Consider the following 18,129-nt stretch of genomic DNA (forward strand, 5'->3'; position numbering starts at 1 on the left):
CCGGCGGCGATCCGCCGCCGCGCTGTCACCAGGATGCGCCGGAGCGGGGGGCCGTGTCGTTGGCGAGGCGTCCACGGTCGCTTGGCGGAGCGTCTCCGGGCGGGCCGGGCCGCGGGCGTTCGCGGGCGCGCAGCTCGCTGGGCGGGAGGCCGTAGGCGGTGCGGAAGGCGCGGGTGAACTCGGCGGCCCGCGGGAAACCCCAGCGGGCGGCGACGGCGTGGATCGGCTCCGTGCTCCGGGCGGGGTCGAGGAGGTCGCGACGGGCGTGCTCCAGCCGCTGGTCCCTGATGTACGAGGCCACGGTGAGGCCTTCGGCCCGGAAGAGGCGGTACAGGTGGCTGCGGGAGATGTGGTGGGCGGCGGCGATCGTCGCGGGGGTCAGCCCGGGGTCGGCGAGGTGGCGGCGGACGAACGCCTTGACGCGCAGCGCGAGGGTCCGGTGCCGGCTCTCGGGCGGCAGACTCGGGTCGGCGTCGAGGGCGTGCGCGAAGGCCGCCGCGACCAGGTCGGTGACGACGGTGGCGAGGCGGGGGCCGTCGGCGGGCCGGTAGCGGGAGGTGTCCGCGGCGATCCGGAGGAGGAACTGCGCCAGCAGCGCGCCGATGCCCTCCGTGGCCGAGATGCGGCGTCCCATCACCTGGTCGGCGTGCCGGCCGGGCAGCGGCACCTGGGCGCGGGGCATCTCCACCCCGACGATGGTGACGGGGTCGGCTCCGGTGTGGATCTCGAAGGGGCGCGAGGAGGTGCTGACGTGGAAGTCGTTCATCGTGTAGACCGCCTGCCTGCTGCTGCCCCAGCTGGCCGCCCCCTCGCCCTTGAGGAGCAGGGAGAGGTGGTAGGCCTCGGGGTCGGAGGCGCGGATGAGCCGGGGGGTCCGGCGGAAGACCAGCGGGTCGAAGGTGGCGGGCCACACGGTGACGTCGCCGAGGAGGATCGCCCGCTGGGAGCCGTCGTAGTCCGCGGCGTGTTCGCTGCTGAGCTGCATCGGCGCGTGGGTGCGGCCCATGCGCTGGATCCAGGCCTCGAACCGGTCGGCCGCCGGGAGGTCCTGGGTCCGGAAGACCGACTCGTGCACCACGCACGCAGTCAATCACACCGGTGACCGCGGCGAGTTGGGGGCGGTCGGGGCACGTCACCGGCACGATGGGGTGCGGTCCTGATCACCGTCCGCCATATTACTGAACCGTAACCTGCTTACCGCTACCCCGGGTAACCCCGTCGCCGTTACCTTCCTGACAGCTCGTCCAAGAGCGTTTCACGTACGGCATGCGGCGGCGGTGGGACGACCGGCGCCGCATGCCGGGCGGTCCGTCCTCACCGGACCGCGCGTCACCCGAGCCGCAGAGTGAGGCTCGGCCTCCCCTCTCCCCCCCCCCCGGAGGTCCGCCATGCCCGCCCCCGCCCGCCTGCTCGCCGCGGCCGTCACGGCCGCCGCCTGCCTCGGCACGACAGCCGTTCCGGCCGCCGCCACGACACCGACCGGACCCGTGGTCTCCCGCGGTGTCACCATTCCCGCCTTCTACACCCCGCCCGCCTCGCTGCCGGGCGCCGACGGCGCGCTGATCCGCACCGAACGGCTCCCTCTCGCCCTGAGCCTGCCCGGCATCGACGGTCCGCTGCCCGGCCGGGCGACCCGCCTGATGTACCGGTCCACCGACTCGGCGGGCCGGCCGATGGCCGTCACCGGCGCCTACATCGAACCGACGGCCGCCTGGAAGGGCACGGGGGCACGGCCGCTGGTCGTCGTGGCGCCCGGCACCATGGGACAGGGCGACCAGTGCGCCGCGTCCCTCGGTCTGGAACGCCCGCTCGTGCTCAACGGGCAGACGGTGTCGGTCGGTTACGAGGACCTGGCCATCTACCGGCTGCTCGCCCGCGGGGTCGCCGTCGTGGTCACCGACTACACCGGCCTCGGCACCACGGACCGGCTGCACACCTACGTCAACCGGGTCGACGAGGCCCACGCCGTGCTGGACGCCGCCCGCGCCGCCCGCTCCCTCGACGGGACGTCCCTCACCGACGGCTCACGGGTGGCGCTGTTCGGCTACAGCCAGGGCGGCGGGGCCACCGCGGCCGCCGCCGAACTCCAGCCCGCGTACGCCCCCGACGTCCCGCTGGCCGGCACCTACTCCGGAGCGCCGCCCGCCGACCTGGTGGCCGTCACCGCGGCCATCGACGGCAGCGACCTCGCCGGGGCGCTCGGCTGGTCGGTCAACGGTTTCCTGGAGTCCGACCCGGAGTTGAAGCCGATCGCGGAAGCGCACCTCAACGCGGCCGGCAAGGCGGCCCTGAAGGATCTGTCCACCATGTGCGTGGGCGACGCCCTCCTCGCCTACAACTCGGCGCGCAGCACGGCCTGGACCACCGACGGGCGCTCCCTGGGCGCCGTCATCGAGGAGGAGCCCGCGCTCGGGGCGTTCCTGGCCGACCAGCGCATCGGCAGGATCAGGCCCGCGTCCCCGGTGCGGGTGGCGACCGGCACCGCCGACAACCTCGTACCGCACGGACAGGCCCGCGACCTCGCCGTCGCGTGGTGCGCGAAGGGGGCGGACGTCACCTACAAGCCCGTCGTCCTGCTGCCGCTGGGCAACGCCCTGCTCAACCACTTCGCACCGCTGCTCACCGACCAGGGCGACGCGATCTCCTGGCTGACCGACCGCCTCGACGGCCGGCCCGCCGGCTCCGACTGCGCCACGCTGCCGTACAAGCCCTGATCCGAAGGAGAGACCCTGGGGTGGGCGGCATGGCCGAGGTGGAGATCGTGCAGTTGCCGGTGTCGCCGGTGCACCGGTTCTCGGGGCGTCCCGCGGACGGGCCTTCGGAGGGTCTCGGCGACGAACTCGTGCGGTCGGTGCGGGTGCGCGCCGGTCTCGGGCTGGTCAGCGACCGCTACTTCGGCCGGCCGGCCCACCGGGACGCCTCGGTGACCGTCATGGCGGCCGAGGGCCTCCCCCGGGACATCGCGCCCGCCGCCGGCCTCCGGCACACCCGCCGCAACATTCTGCTGCGCGGCGTCGACGCCGACGCCCTCGTCGGCAGGACCGTCGTCCTGGACTCCGGGGGCGGTGCCGTGACCCTCGCCGTCAACCGTCCGGCCCGGCCGTGCGCATGGCTGGACGTCACGGTAGGGCCGGGTGCGCAGCGTGCCCTGCGCGGCAGGGGCGGGGTGCGGTGCACTCCCCTGTCGGACGGGGTGCTGACCGTCGGCGGAGCGACGTCCCGCGTCCTCGGGGAGAGCACCACGGCCTCCGCCTGACCGCCGTCTACAGACCGTCGAGCAGCCCGAGCCGGGCGACGATCCGCTTGCCGACCGGCTCCGGTACGACGTCGACGCCCTGGGCGACGGCCATCACGATCTCCAGGCCGTGCTGACCGACCCGCGTCGGATCCGCCCCGCGCGGCGTCGGCAGCGCCGGATCGCTGTCCCAGACCGCGATCTCCACGGCGGCCCCCACGATGCGCAGATGCAGCAGGACCGGTCCGGGCGCGTACCGCAGGGCGTTGGTGACCAGTTCGCTCACCACGAGCTGTGAGAGGTCCATGGTGCGGGCCGAGACCGGCACCCCGTGCTCTCGCTGCGCGCTCGCGAGGAAATCACCCGTCAACCGCCGCGCGCCCGCGATGCAGCCGTTCTGCCCGTCGAGGGCCACCGTTGTCTCGACCCGGCTCCGCTCAGGACCCGGGAACCCCTCGTCGGGAGGGACAGGTTCCATGCGGACCGCCTTCATTACCCCGTTCATGACCGCGCGCATACCCCTGAATCCGACTCCTACGCCCCAGCCGCACCATTCTTTCGCGGAGCACCGGAAGGGACCCGGTCCCGGCGTCCGGTGGCCGTACGCCCCGTCCGCGGCCGGCGCCACCGCGACGCGGCGGTGACGCCGGCCGGCCTCGGTGCGCGCGGGCCGGGACGGGCGCGCCGCGGTCAGTCGAGGTGGTAGCTGTCGCCGTACACCTTCCAGTCCAGGGGCGGTTGGAGGTCCAGGTTGCCCTTGCGCAGGAAGACGCGCTGGGCGGTGTCGACGCGGCTGGTGTCGCTGTGCGCCTCCTCCTGCTTCATGGCCCACACGCGTGCGTCGAGGAAGGCGTTGAGGTACGCCGTCTCGTCGCCGCCCCGGGCCGGGGTCCTCGCCTCGGCCAGGGCACGCCGGCGGATGCTGCCGAAGCTGGTGGCGTCGCCGCCGTCGCCGTGCATGACGATGGCGTCGTAGTAGGCGAACTGGCCCAGGACGCGCAGGCCGTCGGCCTTGGCGCGGCGGACGGCCGGATCGAAGTAGACGCGGTCGCGTTCGTCGTTCTGCGCCTGCTGGAACACCGTGTCCCGGGCGGCCGTGCGCCAGTCCCGCGGGTAGTTCGGGTCGAGGCCGTCGTGGGAGTCGGTGCCGTCGACCGCCCGCAGGGCGGGCAGGTACCCGGCGAGCACGTTGCCGGGTGCGCGGTCGGCGTACAGCTCGACGAGGTCGAGCATGTCGCCGGTGCCGGAACAGAAGCCGATGATGCCGGCGGTGTAGCCGCGGCCGTCGCCGATGTCCTCGATGTACTGGTACTGGGCCTTCCAGTCGAGCGAGGAGTTCTCCGCGCTCGACACCAGCTTCATGGCGATCTCCTTCTTCGCCGGGTCGTCCAGCCCCACCGCCGCGCGGAGTTGGGGGGCGGCGGACGCCGACGGCGAGACGAGGAGGGGGGCCGCCGTCACGGCGGCGAGGAGGGCGAGGACCCTGCGGCGGGAGGCGGCGAACGGGGCGGCGGTCGGACCCTGCGCGTCGGGGGATGCGTGCACCACAGTGACTCCAGGAAAGTGGGGGGGGTGGAGGGAGGTGGGTCTGCACTGCGACTGACAGGAAAGTTTCCTATCAAGTCCGACCGTACGAGGTAACCCTCCTGAAGGAAGGTTCGTACGATCGGACAAGCCTCCGGCTCGCCGCTCCCGTCGCCTCGTCGCCTTATCGCCGCGTCGCCGCGTCGCCGCGTCGCCCATCGTCCCTCGGGCGTCAGGGCGCGCCGGGCGCGTCCCCGCGCCAGTCGAAGCGGCGGGCGCCTCCGGACCGCTCCTTGTACAGGGCCCAGCCGCCGGGGCCGTAGCGGCCTATCTCGGTCGTCAGCGCCACCTCGTGCAGGTCGCTGTCCGGGCGGTCCGTGACGTCCAGGAGCAGCCCGTCCAGCGGACCGCCCACCAGCTCCGCGTACTCGCGGTCCGGGCGGGGTGCCGCATCCTCGTGGTCGGCGCCGTAGACCCGGCCCCGCATGAAGTCAGCCTCGTCCATGACCAGCAGCTTCGCACCCGACACTGACAACGGCCCGTCGAGCAGCCGCCGGCCGGGCCGCCCTTCGGCCAAGGCGGTGGCCGAAAAGCGCCGAGCGCGGGCATTTCGTCACCCCGCGGGTATGCATCCGGTCCTGGCACATCGCGGGGTACGGGGTGGGGGGGTGCCGGCCCTGGGGACACGCAGGGGGAAGCGGGCGTCGGCGGGCGGGTCCCGGCGTGCCCGGCGGACCGTGCGGGAACCGCGCGCGTCGGGACACCACGGGCCGCGGCTGCGCGAGGCGCTGCCCGGCCTCACCGTGCTGACCGCCGTCGTGTGCGGGACGGCCGCCGGGCTGGCGCTGGCCGGCCGGGCCGTCGGCCCGTGGGTCCCGGCCCTGGTGCTGACGGTGCTCGGCGTGGTCGCCCTCGTCGTGCTGCGGCGGTCCCGGCACCCGGCGCGGCGGCGTCACGGCCACTACACCGCCGAGGAGTTGGCGGATCTGGATCAGCGGGGGCTGATGATCGCGGTGGCGCGGATGCTGCGGCGGGACGGCTGGCGGGTGCTGCCGCCGTCCGCGCACGACGCCGTCCATCTCGCCGCCCGCGACCGGCGGGGACGGCTGCTCGACGTGTCGTTCCGGCCGGTGGCCGAGCCGCTGCCGGACGAGGAGGACGCCTGCTCGTGCCGGTCACGGTGGCGGTCCGCCCGTTCGGTACGGCTCGTGGTGCACCGCGGGACGTTCTCGCACCGCGACGAGGTGTGGGCCGCGCGCCAGGGGCACACCCATCTCGTCGACGGCGCCCGTCTGCTGCTGTGGGCGGGCGGCACCCCGCTGACCGAGATCACGGGCCTCGGCACCCCGGCACCGCAGCGCCGCCCCTGAGCCGGCCGCCCGTCGGCGCCACCACGCCCGGGCCGGACGACCGCCCGCACCATCGGCACCGCCCGCGGGTGTGCGACGCCGGCGGCCGGACCGGGTGGGTTCCCGCGCCCGACAGGGCCCCGGACCGGGTGGGGTCCGGGGCCCGGCCGGTTCGCGTCAGGGGGTGAGCTGCCAGCCCCGGATGTAGCCGACGTCGATCGCCGCGAGGTCCCGCACGCGCAGCTTCCACGTGCCGTCGACGGGCTGGGCGGAGGCGTCGACGACGAAGGTCTGGTCGACGTTGTCGGTGGCGCCGCCGCTGCGGTTGAGCAGCGGGTACACGGTGCCGTCGGGGCCGACCAGATCCACCGTCAGGTCACCGCGGTAGGTGTGGACGATGTCGACGTGCACCTCGGTGGCCGGGGAGGCGTTGCCGCCGCGGCCGCCGATGGTGATCGGGGACTCCACGGCGGCGCCCACGTCGGGGATGTCGACGCGGGTGGTGCTGGCGTACACGTGGGCCACCCGCCAGTCGAAGTCCACGGTGACGAAGGCTCCGGTGCCGTCGGTGACGGTGACGGTGACCGGGGTGGTGCCGGTGGTGGTCGGCACGCCGGAGATCAGTCCGGTGTCGTCGATGGTCAGGCCGTCGGGGAGTCCGGTGGCCGTGTAGGCGAGGGTGGAGCCGGTGTTGGTGGTGTAGGCGTCCACCTGGAGGGAGACCGCCTGGCCGACGCCGCTGGTCTGGTCGGTGATCGGGGCGACGTTGACGCCGAGGGCGATGCGGTTGCCGACGTTGACGGCGGCCCAGGCGTCGGCGACGGCGAGGTAGGTGGGGCTGTAGGCGCCGTGGAGGTCGGCGGCGGCCTGGAGGGTGGCGGTGCGGGCGCCGGCGTAGTCGGTGGAGGAGGTCATGTACGTGGTCAGCGCGCGGTACCAGATGTCGGCGGCGTCGCCGATGCCGATGCCGGTGACGGCCTGTCCGTCGTAGGTCGGGCTGTCGTAGGCGACGCCGTTGACGGTCTTGGCGCCGCTGCCCTCGGAGAGCAGGTAGAAGAAGTGGTTCGCGGGGCCCGAGGAGTAGTGGACGTCGACGCTGCCGAGGGTGGAGCTCCAGTAGTCGCGGGAGGAGCCGTCCTTGGAGGGCTTGTCCATGTGGCGCAGCGGGGTGCCGTCGCCGTTGATGTCGATCTTCTCGCCGACCAGGTAGTCGGGGACGTCGGCGGCGAGGCCGGCGTGGAACTCGACCGCGGCGGCGAAGATGTCGGAGGTCGCCTCGTTGAGGCCGCCGGACTCGCCCGAGTAGGTCAGGTCGGCGGTGGCGCTGGTGACGCCGTGGCTCATCTCGTGGGCGGCCACGTCGAGCGAGGTCAGCGGGTGGGTGTTGCCGGAGCCGTCGCCGTAGGTCATGCAGAAGCAGCTGTCCTGCCAGAAGGCGTTGACGTAGTTGTTGCCGTAGTGGGCGCGGCTGTAGGCGGCGACGCCGTCGCCCCGGATGCCGTCGCGGCCGTGCACGTCCTTGTAGTAGTCCCAGGTGGCGGCGGCGCCGAAGGCCACGTCGACGCCCGCGGTCTGGCGGTTGCCGGGGGTGCCGTCGCCCCAGACATCGTTGTCGTCCGTGAAGAGGGTGCCGGTGCCGGAGGTGCCCTGGTTCAGGTCGTACGTGCGCTGCCCCGCGCGGTCGCCGTCGAGCAGCTGGTACGTCGATCCCGACAGGGTGCTGCCGACGGTGACCGTGCCGTTGTACTGGCCGGTGCCGCTGCCGGTGTGCACCTGCTCGGAGACCTGGATCTCCTTGCCGGAGGCCGCGTCGGTGACGACGTGGAGTTCGCTGGGCGTGCCGTCCTTCCGGACGCCCTCGACGACCGACTCCCAGGCGAGGACGGCCTTGCCCTCGCCTGCGAGGACGACCAGGCGCGGGGCGCCCTCGGCGGCGGAACGCGTGATGCCGGCCTCGCGCGCGGCCGCCAGTGCCTTGCCGCCGGCCTTCGCTGCGGACAGCTTCGGGGTGAGCGACGGCACCGCGAGGGTGGCCTCGCTCGCCCGGGAGACGGTGGTGCGGCCGTTCCGGAGGTGGACGACCAGGTCGCCGCCGAGGACGGGCAGTCCGGCGTAGGTGCGCTCGTAGCGGGTGTGGGTGGCGCCGTCGGCGTCCCGGACGACGTCCTTGACGACGAGTTTCTCGCGGGTGCCGAGGCCGAGGCGCTGGGCGGTGGCGCCGGCCGCGGCCTGGGCGCTCCGCACGAGTGCGGCCCGCCGGGCGGGCGGGAGCGCGGCCGGTGCGGCGCCGGCCCGCGGGGTGGCGGTGAGGGTGGTGGGACCCGGGTCGGCAGGGGCCGCGGCGGCGGGGCCGGCGGGGGCGCCGAGGGCGAGCAGGGTGCCGACGGTGGTGAGGGCGAGGACGGCTGCGTGTCTGCGCCGGTGGGCAAGACGGGGTCGCCGGGACAACGGCTTCTCCTTCTGCGACGGTCGGCCCGTCGTGCGGGCCGAGGTGGGGGCGGACCGGCGGGGTGGGCACGGTCCGGAACGCGCGCACGGCGGGGCGGGTGCGGTCTGCGGGCGTCCGTCGGGTGGCGAAGGGATGGGGGGTGGGGGCGCCGCCCCTCAGGGGCGTGAAGGAAAGGTGAACGTTCGGCAGCAGCGTGGCACCCACGTCGCACTTTTGTCATGGGAATGCCAATACAACGGCTTGAATTCGCCTTGATGGAAAGGCAGTTGGGCGTCCGGGTACTTCTTTTCGGCCGGACGTGAAGTGAGCGCCCGGCGTGTAGCGGAACGCCGCCGGCAGCGCCCGCGCCCTGCCGCTGGGCCGTTCGAGTGGTCCTGGTCGGCTCGTCGTCGTAGCGTCGGTGGAGAACCTCCACGGGGCGCGGGGAACGGCCCGGGTCCCGAGACGGGCGGGAGCGGTCATGCGCGGACACAGGACGACGAGGACGGCGGCGCTGCTCTGCGCGGCACTGGGACTCACCGCGGCGGTCGGGACGGCCTCGGCCGCGCCCGCCGCGTCACCACCCGCCGACCGGCCCGTCGCACGCCAGAGCGCACCGCCCGTCCTGGTCGACTGCCTCTGGCACCCGCGGGTGCGGCCCCACGACTTCATCCTGGCCTGCGGCGACGGCAACAGCCGCCTCGCCTCGCTGAAGTGGGTCCGGTGGGACGCCAGGTCCGCGAAGGCCACGGGCGTCAACGTCGTCAACGACTGCAAGCCCTACTGCGCGGCCGGCACCTTCCGCTCGTACCCGGTGGTCGTACGGCTGGACAAGGCGCAGCCCTGGAAGAAGGACCCCGGGACGGAGCGCTACGGCCGCATCACCCTGGAGTACCCGGACCAGCGGCCCGAGCAGTTCGCGAAGGTGATGACCTACCCGCTGTGGGACTGAGCGGGGTGCCGCGCGGGAAGGAGCGCGCGCCTGTGCTCTTCCCCCAGCCGGGTGAGGCCGCCGTCGCGGTGGTCCGCGCTCATGCCCGTGATCACCCGACGAGGCCCGCGGCAGTGGTCGCGCCGAGTTCCCAGCAGGCCTCCATGTCCGCCTTGCCCGGTTCCCCGGTGACGGTCACCGGTTCGGCGGCGCGCCGCCAGCCCAGGCCGGTCGTGATGGCCTCGATGCCGCGCACGGCGCCGGTGACGTCGTTGCCGCCGTGCACGTAGTAGGCGAAGGGGCGGCCGCGGGTGGCGTCGAGGCAGGGGTAGTACACCTGGTCGAAGAAGTGCTTGAGGGCACCGGACAGGTAGCCGAGGTTGGCCGGCGTGCCCAGCAGGTAGCCGTCGGCGGCCAGGACGTCGGAGGCGGTGGCGGCGAGGGCGGCCCGGCGGACGACGCGGACCCCCTCGATCTCCGGCGTCGTCGCGCCCCGGACGACCGCTTCGAACATCGCCTGGCAGTTCGGCGAGGGCGTGTGATGGACGATCAGCAAAGTGGCCACGGCATCGAACCCTGCCCGCTCGGACGGCCCGCCGCAAGCGGCGCCGCACCGGGCGCCCCGCCGGTGCGACGGCCGCGGCGCCGACGGAATCCGAACGGGACCGCGCGACCCCGGTACGGCCGTCCCGCACTCACGCCGGCTCTTCTTCCTCAGGGAGCACTCGACGCACGAGACGGTCAGATTCCGCATCCCGCGCGATCAAAGTGCGGCAGGCGTCCACACGTTCCGGTTCTCTCTGCGCCAGTCCCGGAAGGCTTCATCCTTCCGGGCGACCCCCTCCGTACGGTCGGAACACGAACGGGGCCGGAGGAGCCCGGTCCCGTGCAACCCGTAGGAGGACCGCCATGGCGAATGTGGAAATCTCCCTCAAGGAGACGATGACCTCGATCGAGGGGGCGCTGGGCGCCGCCGTCGTGGACTACACCAGCGGCATGGCCCTGGGCACCATGGGCGGTGGCAAGGACCTCGACCTGGCCGTCGCCGCCGCGGGCAACACCGATGTGATCCGGGCCAAGGTCCGCACCATGGAGCACCTCGGGCTGAAGGGCGAGATCGAGGACATCCTGATCACCCTCGGGAGCCAGTACCACCTCATCCGGCTGCTGAAGGGGCGGCAGGGCAGCGGACTGTTCATCTACCTCGTCCTGGACCGCGACCGCTCGAACCTCGCGATGGCCCGTCACCAGCTCAAGCGGATCGAGACGGACCTCGAGGTGTAGACCCCCGCGTGACCTACGGCTTCGCACGCCCTGGAATTGAAAATTTCTTCATCTCGACACATCCACATCAGTGCATCACCGGGGCGTGCGGGGCCCGAAGTCGCCAGGATCGTGACGGACGCAGGACCCCGAGAGCGGCAGGGAGCGAGCGATTGACCATGCAGGTCCCCCTCTACCAGGCCAAGGCCGAGTTCTTCCGCATGCTGGGGCACCCGGTGCGGATCAGGGTCCTCGAACTGCTTCAGGGCGGGCCCGTCGCCGTGCGGGACCTGCTCAGCGAGATCGAGATCGAACCGTCCAGTCTCTCCCAGCAGTTGGCCGTGCTGCGGCGGTCCGGGATCGTGGTGTCGATCCGGGAGGGCTCGACGGTCAGCTACGCGCTGGCCGGTGGCGACGTCGCCGAGCTGCTCCGCGCGGCCCGCCGGATCCTGACCGAACTGCTGGCCGGACGGAACGAGTTGCTCGCCGAGCTGCGGCAGTCGGACCCGTCGGCGCCGTCTATGCCGTCGGTGGCGTCGGCCTCATCGGACCCGTCGGTTCCGTCGGTTCCGTCGGTTCCGTCGGCGCGGGCGCTGCCCGTTCCGCAGGGCGGCTCGCGGCTGCCCTGACGGCGGGCGGGACCGGGCGGAACACCGGGCGCGCACGCCACGGACCCGGCCGCCGCGACCTCACGGTCGTACGGCGTCCGGGCCCGTGGCGTGCGCGCGGTTCAGCCGCCGCCCGGACGGGCGTGCGGAAGGTCCTCGCCCCTCCATCTCCGCACCCCCGGCACTGCCGCGGCACCCACCGGATCCGGCGGCCGCGCCGGGGCGTCACCCCCCTCTCGGCCTCAGCCCTCACCACCGCTTCGGCCCCCGCCCCTGCCTCCCGCACCGCCGGCCGAACAGTCACGCGGGCGTCGAACAAAACGGACCCAAACGCCACCGTCCGCCACCCCTTCCGCCACGGAGGAACATCCACCAGCATGCATATGCCGAGTCGGCGTGCGGCCGACGGCAGGGCCCCTGCTCCGGTGGCGTCCTCGCGCGCGCCGGTTCCGGGCGGACTCGGACGGAGCCGGACGATGAGCCATGTGTTGTGGGCGCGCGGCGTGGAGTGGCTGGCCGCCGCCTCGACGGACCCGCGGAACTGCAAGCGGGAGTGGGACCAGGGCCACGGCGTCACCCTGCTGGAGGCGGGCCGCTACTGGGACGTGCTGAGCGTGCCCGACTGCCTGGGCCTGCTCACCCTGGACCTGCTGTGGCAGCCGTCGCTGCCGGTACCGGGACCGACCCTCGTGGACACCGCGGCCCACCGGGTCGGTTTCTTCCTGCCGCCGGATCCGGCGACCCGCTGGGTCGGCGAGGGGCTGCGGCAGTCGGGCCGGGGGTCCTGGGTCGCGGTGCCCCCGCCGTACCGTCCGGCCCGGTTCCTGGAGTGGCTGATCCCGCCGGACGGATCGGGTGCGCTGCACTCCCCCGGCACCCTGGAACTCGCGCTGCGGCAGGCCAACGGCACCATGGCCGTTCTCACTCCGCCGCGCGGCGCGTAGCGCGTCACGGGTCCGGGACCGTGCTCCCGTCGGACCGGGCCCGTGGCGGGAGCCCGGCGAAGGACGACCACCGCACACCGGGACGTTCTCCCCCGACGAGGCGCCGCCGGCGTACGAGCGGCCGCACGCCGGACGGATCGGGGGCCGCGCGGCGATCGTACCGAACGGCCGACCGGGCACGGGGCGGCATCAGGCCACTCCGGGGCGGGATCAACTCGCTTGTGGAGCAAGACAATTGCGTCAGTCGGCGCAGAAGCGAACAGACGGCGGGCACTTTCGGCACGGAGTCTTGCTCAACCGTGCGAGATCGAACGATGACGGTGTGTACTGTGCTGCGGGTGCCCGGTCCGCGTCTCCCGGGTTCACCCCTGCCCCGCCCTTCCCCGGAACGCCGACCCTCCCTGGAACCGAATCGATGATCGAACTACCGGACCTGGTGGCAGGCGGCCTCGCCGCCGGCACACTGTCCGCGCTCGCCCTCGGCGGCGGGCTGCTGCGGTTACGACGGCAACAGACCCGGCAGCGGGCGGAGACAGCCGCCCTGCGCACCCGACTCGACGGCTCCTTGAGGGCGTTCACCGCCGAGGTCGAGCATCTCGCGGCCCGCCGGGTGCCCGCCGCCGCCCAGCAGGTGGCGCATCCGCACCTGGCGGTGCCCGGCCCGCTCCAGCCGCTGACCGCCGGCACCCCGCTCGGCATCGCCCTGGAGAACGTGCTCCTGGCGCTCCGGTCCGAGGTGGCCTCCCAGCGCACCCGGGTCGACGCGGCCGCGCAGGCCGGGATGCGCGGCGCCACCCGGGAGATCCAGGCGGCCCTGTACCGGCTCCAGGACGCCCTGCGGCAACTTCAGCAGCGCTACGACGACCCCGAGTTGGCACAGACCCTGTTCCGGCTCGACCACGAGAACGAGCAGTCGCTGCGGCGCGCCCAGGTGGCCGCGGTGGTGTGCGGGGCCTGGGTGGGACTCGCCCGCGAGGAGTCGCACCTGGTGGACGCGGTCACCGGCGGCCAGGCGCGGCTCGCGGGCTACCAGCGGGTCGAGGTCCACAACCATCTGGAGCCCGGCACGGCCCTGGTCTCGCACGCCGTGGAGCCGGTCGCCATCATCGTCGCCGAACTCCTCGACAACGCGCTGCGGCACTCCGCGCCCGACACCGAAGTGGTGGTGAGCCTGGAGCACGTCCACCACGGCGTGTGCGTCACCGTCGACGACGCGGGCCTCGGCATGACCCGCGACGAACGCGACCGCGCCCAGCGGCTGGTGGCCGGCGACACCCCCATCCTCCTGACCGACCTGGGCGACCCGCCGCGCATGGGCCTGGCCGCGATCGGCCGTCTCACCCGCCAGTTCGACCTGGCCGTCGACGTCTCGTCGGCCTCCCCCTACGGCGGGGTGCGCGCGGTCCTGCGGGTCGACAGCCACCTGCTGAGCCGCCTCGACCCTGCCGACCGGCCCCCGGCCCCGAGCGCGCCGCGCACCACCCGCAGGCCCGTCCCCGCCGCCCCGGCTCCGGCCCCCGCCCCGGCCCCGGCCCCGGCGCATGCCTACGGCACGGAGGACGCCGTACCGGACGCGCCCGGGCACCGCGCACCCGCGGACGAGGACGGGCTGCCGCAGCGGCGGCGGCGCCCCCGCCCCGCGGCCGCGGCCGGGCCGCCGACGGCGCCCGAGCCGACGCGGCCGGCCCGGCGGCCGGAGGAGTCCGCGGCGGCGCTCGGCGCACTCCAGACGGGCACCGCGGCGGCGCGCGCCGACGCCGGTACCGCACCCGTGGCCGCCGCCCGGCCGGTGTCCCGCGACACCGGCCGCACCAGCCATACCGACCACACCGACCACACCGACCACGAAGGGGGCGCGGCATGACCAGCCGCAACACGGGCGACACGGCATGGGTACTGGAGCCGATCCTCCAGGTGCCGCACGTGGTGGCCGCCGTCATGCTGACCCGCGACGGGCTCGTGACGGGGTACACCGACGCGCTGTCGCAGCCGTCGGCGGAACGGGTGGCCGCGATCACCAGCACCGTGCAGGGGGCGTGCCGGACGGCTGCGGCGGCGTTCGCCGACCGGGAGAAGGCCGAGGTGCGCCAGGTCGTCATCGAGTCCGACCACGGCTACGTGCTGATCGTGCCGACGGACCACGGCACCTGCGTCGCCGCGTACGGCGACGGCGAGGTGCGTCTGGACCTGCTGGCGCACCGGGTGCACTCCCAGGTGGCGCGACTGGGCGAGAAGGCCATGACGGCCGCGCCCCGAGGAGCCGACGACCGCGCTCCGGCGTGACCGCCCGCCCGGCCGGCCGTCCCCTGGTTCCCGCGTACCTGTCGACCGGCGGGGTGGCCAGGCCCAGCCGTCCGCACCTGGAGCGGCTCTCGGTGCTCGCCCGCACCGGCGAGCACCCGCCGCCCGGACTGCCCGCCGCCCAACTCGCCCTGCTGGAAGCCCTGGAGGAGGGCTCGCTGGCGGTGGTGGAGGCGGCGGCGCTGCTCGGGCTGCCGGTCTCCGCGGTGCGGGTGCTGGCGGCCGGGCTCGCCGACCTGAACCTGGTCCACACCCGCGCGCCGATCCCGCCCGCCGACCGCTTCGACCCCGACCTGCTGAAGAGAGTGGCCGATGGCCTCCGCGCCCTCAAACACGCCTAGCGCCGGCACCCCTGGCGCGGTCCACCAGCCCGACACCGCCCGTGACCTGGTGAAGATCCTGGTCGCCGGGCCGTTCGGGGTGGGCAAGACGACCCTGATCGACTCGGTGTCCGAGATCCGCCCGCTGCACACCGAGGAACCCCTCAGCGAGGCGTCCGCGCGGGTGGACGACCTGGCCGGGGTGCGGGACAAGGCCACGACGACCGTCGCCATCGACTTCGGCCGGATCAGCCTGCCCGGCGGGGTGGTCCTCTACCTGTTCGGCACCCCGGGACAGGAGCGGTTCCGGTCGCTGTGGGACGACATCGCCCACGGGGCGCTCGGCGCGCTCGTCCTGGTCGACGGCCGCCGGCTCGACGCGTCGTTCGACGTACTGGGCCTGGTGGAGGAGAGCGGACTGCCGTACGCCGTCGCCTTCAACGCCTTCCCGGACGCGCCCCGGCACCACGGCGAGGAGCGGCTGCGGCGCGCCCTGGACCTGGAGGCGTCCACCCCTTTGGTGACCTGCGACGCGCGGGACGCGGACTCCTCCGTCGACGCGCTGCTCGCGCTGGTCGACCATCTGATCACCCGCGACCCGGCGGAGGCCCGGTGACCACCTACCCCCCGGACCGGCACGACTTCTCGCGTTCGGCTCCCGTGCGGCTGTGGGAGGACGGCTTCGCGTCGGACCCGCGGCGCCACTACGCCGCCCTGAGCGCCCAGGGCCCCATCGGGTGGGCGGAGTTGGCGCCCGGTGTGCCGGCGTACCTGGTCACGGACCGGCGGGCGGCGCTGGACGTGCTGCACGACGAGGAGACGTTCTCGCACGATCCACGCGCCTGGGAGGCAACCGTCCCGGCGGACTCCCCGGTGCTCGGCATGATGCGGTGGCGGCCCAATGCCCTGTTCGCCGACGGCGCCGCGCACGTCCGCTACCGGACCACCCTCATCGACGTGTTCGACCTGGTGGAGCCGCACGACCTCCGGGCGCGGGTGCACCGGGCGGTGCGCCTGCTGGTGGACCGGATCGGGCCGCACGGCGAAGCCGATCTCGTCGCGGACTTCTCGCGGCCGCTGATGGCGCTGGTGTTCAACGACCTGTTCGGGCTGCCGGACAGCGCCGGCGACCGGCTCGAGGCGGGTCTGGGCAAGATGATGGAAGGCGGTGCGCAGGCCGCCGAGGGTGAGGCGGAGTACGCCCGGTACGTCCTGGAGCTGATCGCGGCCAAGGCCGAACGGCCCGGCGACGACCTGCCCAGCCGGCTCCTCGGCCATCCCGCCGGACTCACCGGCGAGGAGGTCACCTGGCAGGTGTTCCTCACCCTCGGCGCCGGCTACGAACCGACCGCGAACCTGCTGTCCAACACCCTGTCGCGGATCCTGGGCAACCCGCTCTACTACTCCACCCTCACCAGCGGCGCCCGCCCCGTCATGGACGCGGTGGTCGAGGTGCTGCACCACGAGACGCCCCTGGCCAACTACGGCGTCTACTACGCGCGCCGGCCCGTCTCCTTCCACGGGGTGTGGCTGCGCGACGCCGTGCCGGTGGTGGTGTCGTACGGGGCGCTCGGTGTCTTCGCCGAGCGGGAGGCGGCCACGGACCGTCACCCCCACGACGCCTCGCACCTGTCGTGGGGCGCCGGACCGCACGCCTGCCCGGTGAAACAGCACACGCTGCTGCTCGTCACCGAGGCGATCGAGCGGCTCACCCAGTGGCTGCCCGACCTCGACCCGGTGCTGCCCCGCGAGCGGCTCTCCTGGCGGCCGGGGCCCTTCCACCGCTCCCTGAGCGCGCTGCCCGTCCGCTTCAGTCCTCGCGCCACCGACCATCCGGGAGTCCCTTCGTGACCGTGACCGACCGCACCGTCCTCGACCCGTTCGGCTCCGACCTGCACGCGGAGAGCGCCCGGCTGCGCGCGCTCGGCCCGGTCGTGCCCGTCGAACTGCCCGGCGGCATCCCCGCCTGGGCGCCCACGGGGTACGACACCCTCAAGGCGCTGATCCTCGACCCGCAGGTCAGCAAGGACCCGCGCCAGCACTGGCGGTTGTGGCCGGAACTGGGCGAACACCCCTCCTGGGGCTGGATCCTGGGCTGGGTCGGCGTGGTCAACATGCTCTCCACCTACGGCGCCGACCACGCCCGGCTGCGGCGCCTGGTCGCCCCGAGCTTCACGCACCGCCGCACCGAGTCGCTGCGGCGGCGGGTGGAGGCGATCACGGCGGAGCTGCTGGACGGCCTCGACCGGGGCGGGGACGCGGTCGACCTGAAGGCCGCGTTCGCCCATCCCCTGCCGATGCGGATCATCTGCGAACTGTTCGGCGTGCCCGAGGACATGCGCGAGGACCACGTCCGGCTGGTCGCCTCGATCATGGACACCACCGATCCCACCCCGGAGCACGCCGCGCGTGTCCAGGAGCGGATCGGTTCGGTCCTCGGCGGGCTCATCGCGTACAAGAGCGCGCACCCCGGCGACGACATGACCACCGAGCTGATCCGGGTGCGCGACGAGGAGGGCGACCGGCTCGGCGACGAGGAGCTGCTGTACACGCTGCTGCTGGTGATCGGCGCCGGGTTCGAGACGACCGTGAACCTCATCGGGAACGCCGTGGTGGCGCTGCTGGGCGCGCCCGAGCAGCTGGCGGCCGTGCGGCGCGGGGACGTCGGCTGGGACGCGGTGGTCGACGAGACCCTGCGGCTGCACCCGTCGATCGCCACGCTGCCGCTGCGGTTCGCCGTCACCGACCTGAAGGTGGGCGACGTGACGATCCCGGCCGGGGACGCCATCGTCACGACGTACGCGGCGGCGGGCGTGGACCCGGCGCACTACGGCGCGGACGCGGAGGTCTTCGACGCGGCGCGCCGGGCGGACGACCACCTGTCCTTCGGGATCGGCGTGCACCGGTGCATCGGCGCCCCGCTGGCCCGGATGGAGGCGCTCACCGCGCTGCCCGCCCTGTTCGACCGGTTCCCCCGGCTGCGACTGGACGCGGACGCCGGAAAGCCGGCGCAGGTGCCGTCGTTCATCGCGAGCGGCTGGCAGGAGATCCCGGTCCGGCTGCGCGGCTGACCGCGCTCCCGCGGCCCCCCGGCATCGCGGGGGTGCGACCGGTCCCCCGTTCCGGTCGAACCCCCGCGGCACGTCGAACCTACGTGCCGGGCGTGCCGCCTGTGAATCGTGCCGGTGCCCGCTCCCGGGGCTCCAGGGCTCACCTGTGCACAGGT

Annotated in this window: 18 protein-coding genes and 1 pseudogene; 13 read left to right on the forward strand and 6 right to left on the reverse strand. The window is 74.0% G+C overall.

Annotated elements, in window-relative coordinates; all coding sequences use genetic code 11:
• Positions 1–25: 25 nt before the first annotated feature.
• Complete coding sequence (locus tag ACH4N1_RS22560) at positions 26–1,078, reverse strand: helix-turn-helix domain-containing protein (RefSeq protein WP_398099485.1); 1,053 nt, start codon at positions 1,076–1,078, stop codon at positions 26–28.
• A 310-nt stretch (positions 1,079–1,388) separates the two neighbouring features.
• Between ACH4N1_RS22560 and ACH4N1_RS22565 the strand changes: the two genes are divergently transcribed.
• Positions 1,389–2,714 carry a lipase family protein gene (locus tag ACH4N1_RS22565; protein ID WP_398099487.1) on the forward strand — a complete coding sequence of 442 codons (1,326 nt, stop codon included), beginning with the start codon at positions 1,389–1,391 and terminating at the stop codon, positions 2,712–2,714.
• Positions 2,715–2,743: 29 nt separating this feature from the next.
• On the forward strand, positions 2,744–3,256 hold the full coding sequence (locus tag ACH4N1_RS22570; RefSeq protein WP_398099577.1) for a molybdenum cofactor biosysynthesis protein: 513 nt from the start codon (positions 2,744–2,746) through the stop codon (positions 3,254–3,256).
• Between the two features lie 7 nt (positions 3,257–3,263).
• Here the strand turns inward: ACH4N1_RS22570 and ACH4N1_RS22575 are convergent, their stop codons facing one another.
• The 3 genes from ACH4N1_RS22575 to ACH4N1_RS22585 form a co-directional block, all read right to left on the reverse strand.
• Positions 3,264–3,713 carry an ATP-binding protein gene (locus ACH4N1_RS22575; protein ID WP_398099489.1) on the reverse strand — a complete coding sequence of 150 codons (450 nt, stop codon included), beginning with the start codon at positions 3,711–3,713 and terminating at the stop codon, positions 3,264–3,266.
• A gap of 212 nt (positions 3,714–3,925) precedes the next feature.
• Positions 3,926–4,780, reverse strand: a complete 855-nt coding sequence (locus ACH4N1_RS22580; RefSeq protein ID WP_398099491.1) for a chitosanase — start codon at positions 4,778–4,780, stop codon at positions 3,926–3,928.
• A gap of 211 nt (positions 4,781–4,991) precedes the next feature.
• Positions 4,992–5,264, reverse strand: coding sequence for a hypothetical protein (locus ACH4N1_RS22585; protein WP_398099493.1), 273 nt, complete (start codon positions 5,262–5,264; stop codon positions 4,992–4,994).
• Positions 5,265–5,496: 232 nt separating this feature from the next.
• On the opposite strand from ACH4N1_RS22585, the gene ACH4N1_RS22590 reads away from it, so the two are divergent.
• The gene (locus ACH4N1_RS22590; protein ID WP_398099495.1) at positions 5,497–6,129 is read left to right on the forward strand and encodes a hypothetical protein; all 633 of its coding nucleotides are present in this window, start codon (positions 5,497–5,499) and stop codon (positions 6,127–6,129) included.
• A gap of 156 nt (positions 6,130–6,285) precedes the next feature.
• Here the strand turns inward: ACH4N1_RS22590 and ACH4N1_RS22595 are convergent, their stop codons facing one another.
• Positions 6,286–8,556 carry a M4 family metallopeptidase gene (locus tag ACH4N1_RS22595; protein ID WP_398099497.1) on the reverse strand — a complete coding sequence of 757 codons (2,271 nt, stop codon included), beginning with the start codon at positions 8,554–8,556 and terminating at the stop codon, positions 6,286–6,288.
• A gap of 461 nt (positions 8,557–9,017) precedes the next feature.
• Here ACH4N1_RS22595 and ACH4N1_RS22600 point away from each other — a divergent pair, with 461 nt between their 5' ends.
• Positions 9,018–9,488, forward strand: a complete 471-nt coding sequence (locus tag ACH4N1_RS22600; RefSeq protein WP_398099499.1) for a hypothetical protein — start codon at positions 9,018–9,020, stop codon at positions 9,486–9,488.
• Between the two features lie 91 nt (positions 9,489–9,579).
• On the opposite strand, the gene ACH4N1_RS22605 is transcribed toward ACH4N1_RS22600, so the two are convergent.
• Positions 9,580–10,032, reverse strand: coding sequence for a flavodoxin family protein (locus ACH4N1_RS22605; RefSeq protein ID WP_398099501.1), 453 nt, complete (start codon positions 10,030–10,032; stop codon positions 9,580–9,582).
• A 344-nt stretch (positions 10,033–10,376) separates the two neighbouring features.
• On the opposite strand from ACH4N1_RS22605, the gene ACH4N1_RS22610 reads away from it, so the two are divergent.
• From ACH4N1_RS22610 to ACH4N1_RS22650, 9 genes and pseudogenes are all read left to right on the forward strand, one after another.
• Entirely contained in the window at positions 10,377–10,751 is a 375-nt protein-coding gene (locus tag ACH4N1_RS22610) for a hypothetical protein (protein ID WP_363089670.1), read from the forward strand.
• 158 nt (positions 10,752–10,909) lie between these two features.
• Positions 10,910–11,257 (forward strand): annotated as a pseudogene (locus ACH4N1_RS22615) (ArsR/SmtB family transcription factor); the annotation flags it as partial.
• Between the two features lie 557 nt (positions 11,258–11,814).
• Entirely contained in the window at positions 11,815–12,282 is a 468-nt protein-coding gene (locus tag ACH4N1_RS22620) for a hypothetical protein (protein WP_398099503.1), read from the forward strand.
• Positions 12,283–12,697: 415 nt separating this feature from the next.
• Positions 12,698–14,146, forward strand: a complete 1,449-nt coding sequence (locus tag ACH4N1_RS22625) for an ATP-binding protein (protein ID WP_398099505.1) — start codon at positions 12,698–12,700, stop codon at positions 14,144–14,146.
• On the forward strand, positions 14,143–14,565 hold the full coding sequence (locus ACH4N1_RS22630) for a roadblock/LC7 domain-containing protein (RefSeq protein WP_398099507.1): 423 nt from the start codon (positions 14,143–14,145) through the stop codon (positions 14,563–14,565). Before ACH4N1_RS22625 ends, ACH4N1_RS22630 begins: the two co-directional genes overlap by 4 nt.
• Positions 14,562–14,924, forward strand: a complete 363-nt coding sequence (locus tag ACH4N1_RS22635) for a DUF742 domain-containing protein (RefSeq protein ID WP_398099509.1) — start codon at positions 14,562–14,564, stop codon at positions 14,922–14,924. The genes ACH4N1_RS22630 and ACH4N1_RS22635 overlap by 4 nt, the downstream gene beginning before the upstream one ends.
• A complete protein-coding gene (locus tag ACH4N1_RS22640; RefSeq protein ID WP_398099511.1) occupies positions 14,896–15,519 on the forward strand; it encodes a GTP-binding protein in 624 nt (207 codons plus the stop codon). The genes ACH4N1_RS22635 and ACH4N1_RS22640 overlap by 29 nt, the downstream gene beginning before the upstream one ends.
• Positions 15,516–16,754, forward strand: coding sequence for a cytochrome P450 (locus tag ACH4N1_RS22645; protein ID WP_398099513.1), 1,239 nt, complete (start codon positions 15,516–15,518; stop codon positions 16,752–16,754). Before ACH4N1_RS22640 ends, ACH4N1_RS22645 begins: the two co-directional genes overlap by 4 nt.
• Entirely contained in the window at positions 16,751–17,974 is a 1,224-nt protein-coding gene (locus ACH4N1_RS22650; RefSeq protein WP_398099515.1) for a cytochrome P450, read from the forward strand. The genes ACH4N1_RS22645 and ACH4N1_RS22650 overlap by 4 nt, the downstream gene beginning before the upstream one ends.
• The last annotated feature ends 155 nt before the right edge of the window (positions 17,975–18,129 follow it).

This window comes from Streptomyces sp. NPDC017202 (genome assembly GCF_044331705.1).
Classification (GTDB): domain Bacteria; phylum Actinomycetota; class Actinomycetes; order Streptomycetales; family Streptomycetaceae; genus Streptomyces.

Bases quoted from the DNA above. Each gene is read 5' to 3' on its own strand.
- ACH4N1_RS22565 (WP_398099487.1), top strand. From the start codon at position 1,389: ATGCCCGCCCCCGCCCGCCTGCTCGCCGCGGCCGTCACGGCCGCCGCC.
- ACH4N1_RS22570 (WP_398099577.1), top strand. From the start codon at position 2,744: ATGGCCGAGGTGGAGATCGTGCAGTTGCCGGTGTCGCCGGTGCACCGG.
- ACH4N1_RS22575 (WP_398099489.1), bottom strand. From the start codon at position 3,713: ATGGAACCTGTCCCTCCCGACGAGGGGTTCCCGGGTCCTGAGCGGAGC.
- ACH4N1_RS22585 (WP_398099493.1), bottom strand. From the start codon at position 5,264: ATGGACGAGGCTGACTTCATGCGGGGCCGGGTCTACGGCGCCGACCAC.
- ACH4N1_RS22600 (WP_398099499.1), top strand. From the start codon at position 9,018: ATGCGCGGACACAGGACGACGAGGACGGCGGCGCTGCTCTGCGCGGCA.
- ACH4N1_RS22610 (WP_363089670.1), top strand. From the start codon at position 10,377: ATGGCGAATGTGGAAATCTCCCTCAAGGAGACGATGACCTCGATCGAG.
- ACH4N1_RS22620 (WP_398099503.1), top strand. From the start codon at position 11,815: ATGAGCCATGTGTTGTGGGCGCGCGGCGTGGAGTGGCTGGCCGCCGCC.
- ACH4N1_RS22625 (WP_398099505.1), top strand. From the start codon at position 12,698: ATGATCGAACTACCGGACCTGGTGGCAGGCGGCCTCGCCGCCGGCACA.
- ACH4N1_RS22630 (WP_398099507.1), top strand. From the start codon at position 14,143: ATGACCAGCCGCAACACGGGCGACACGGCATGGGTACTGGAGCCGATC.
- ACH4N1_RS22640 (WP_398099511.1), top strand. From the start codon at position 14,896: ATGGCCTCCGCGCCCTCAAACACGCCTAGCGCCGGCACCCCTGGCGCG.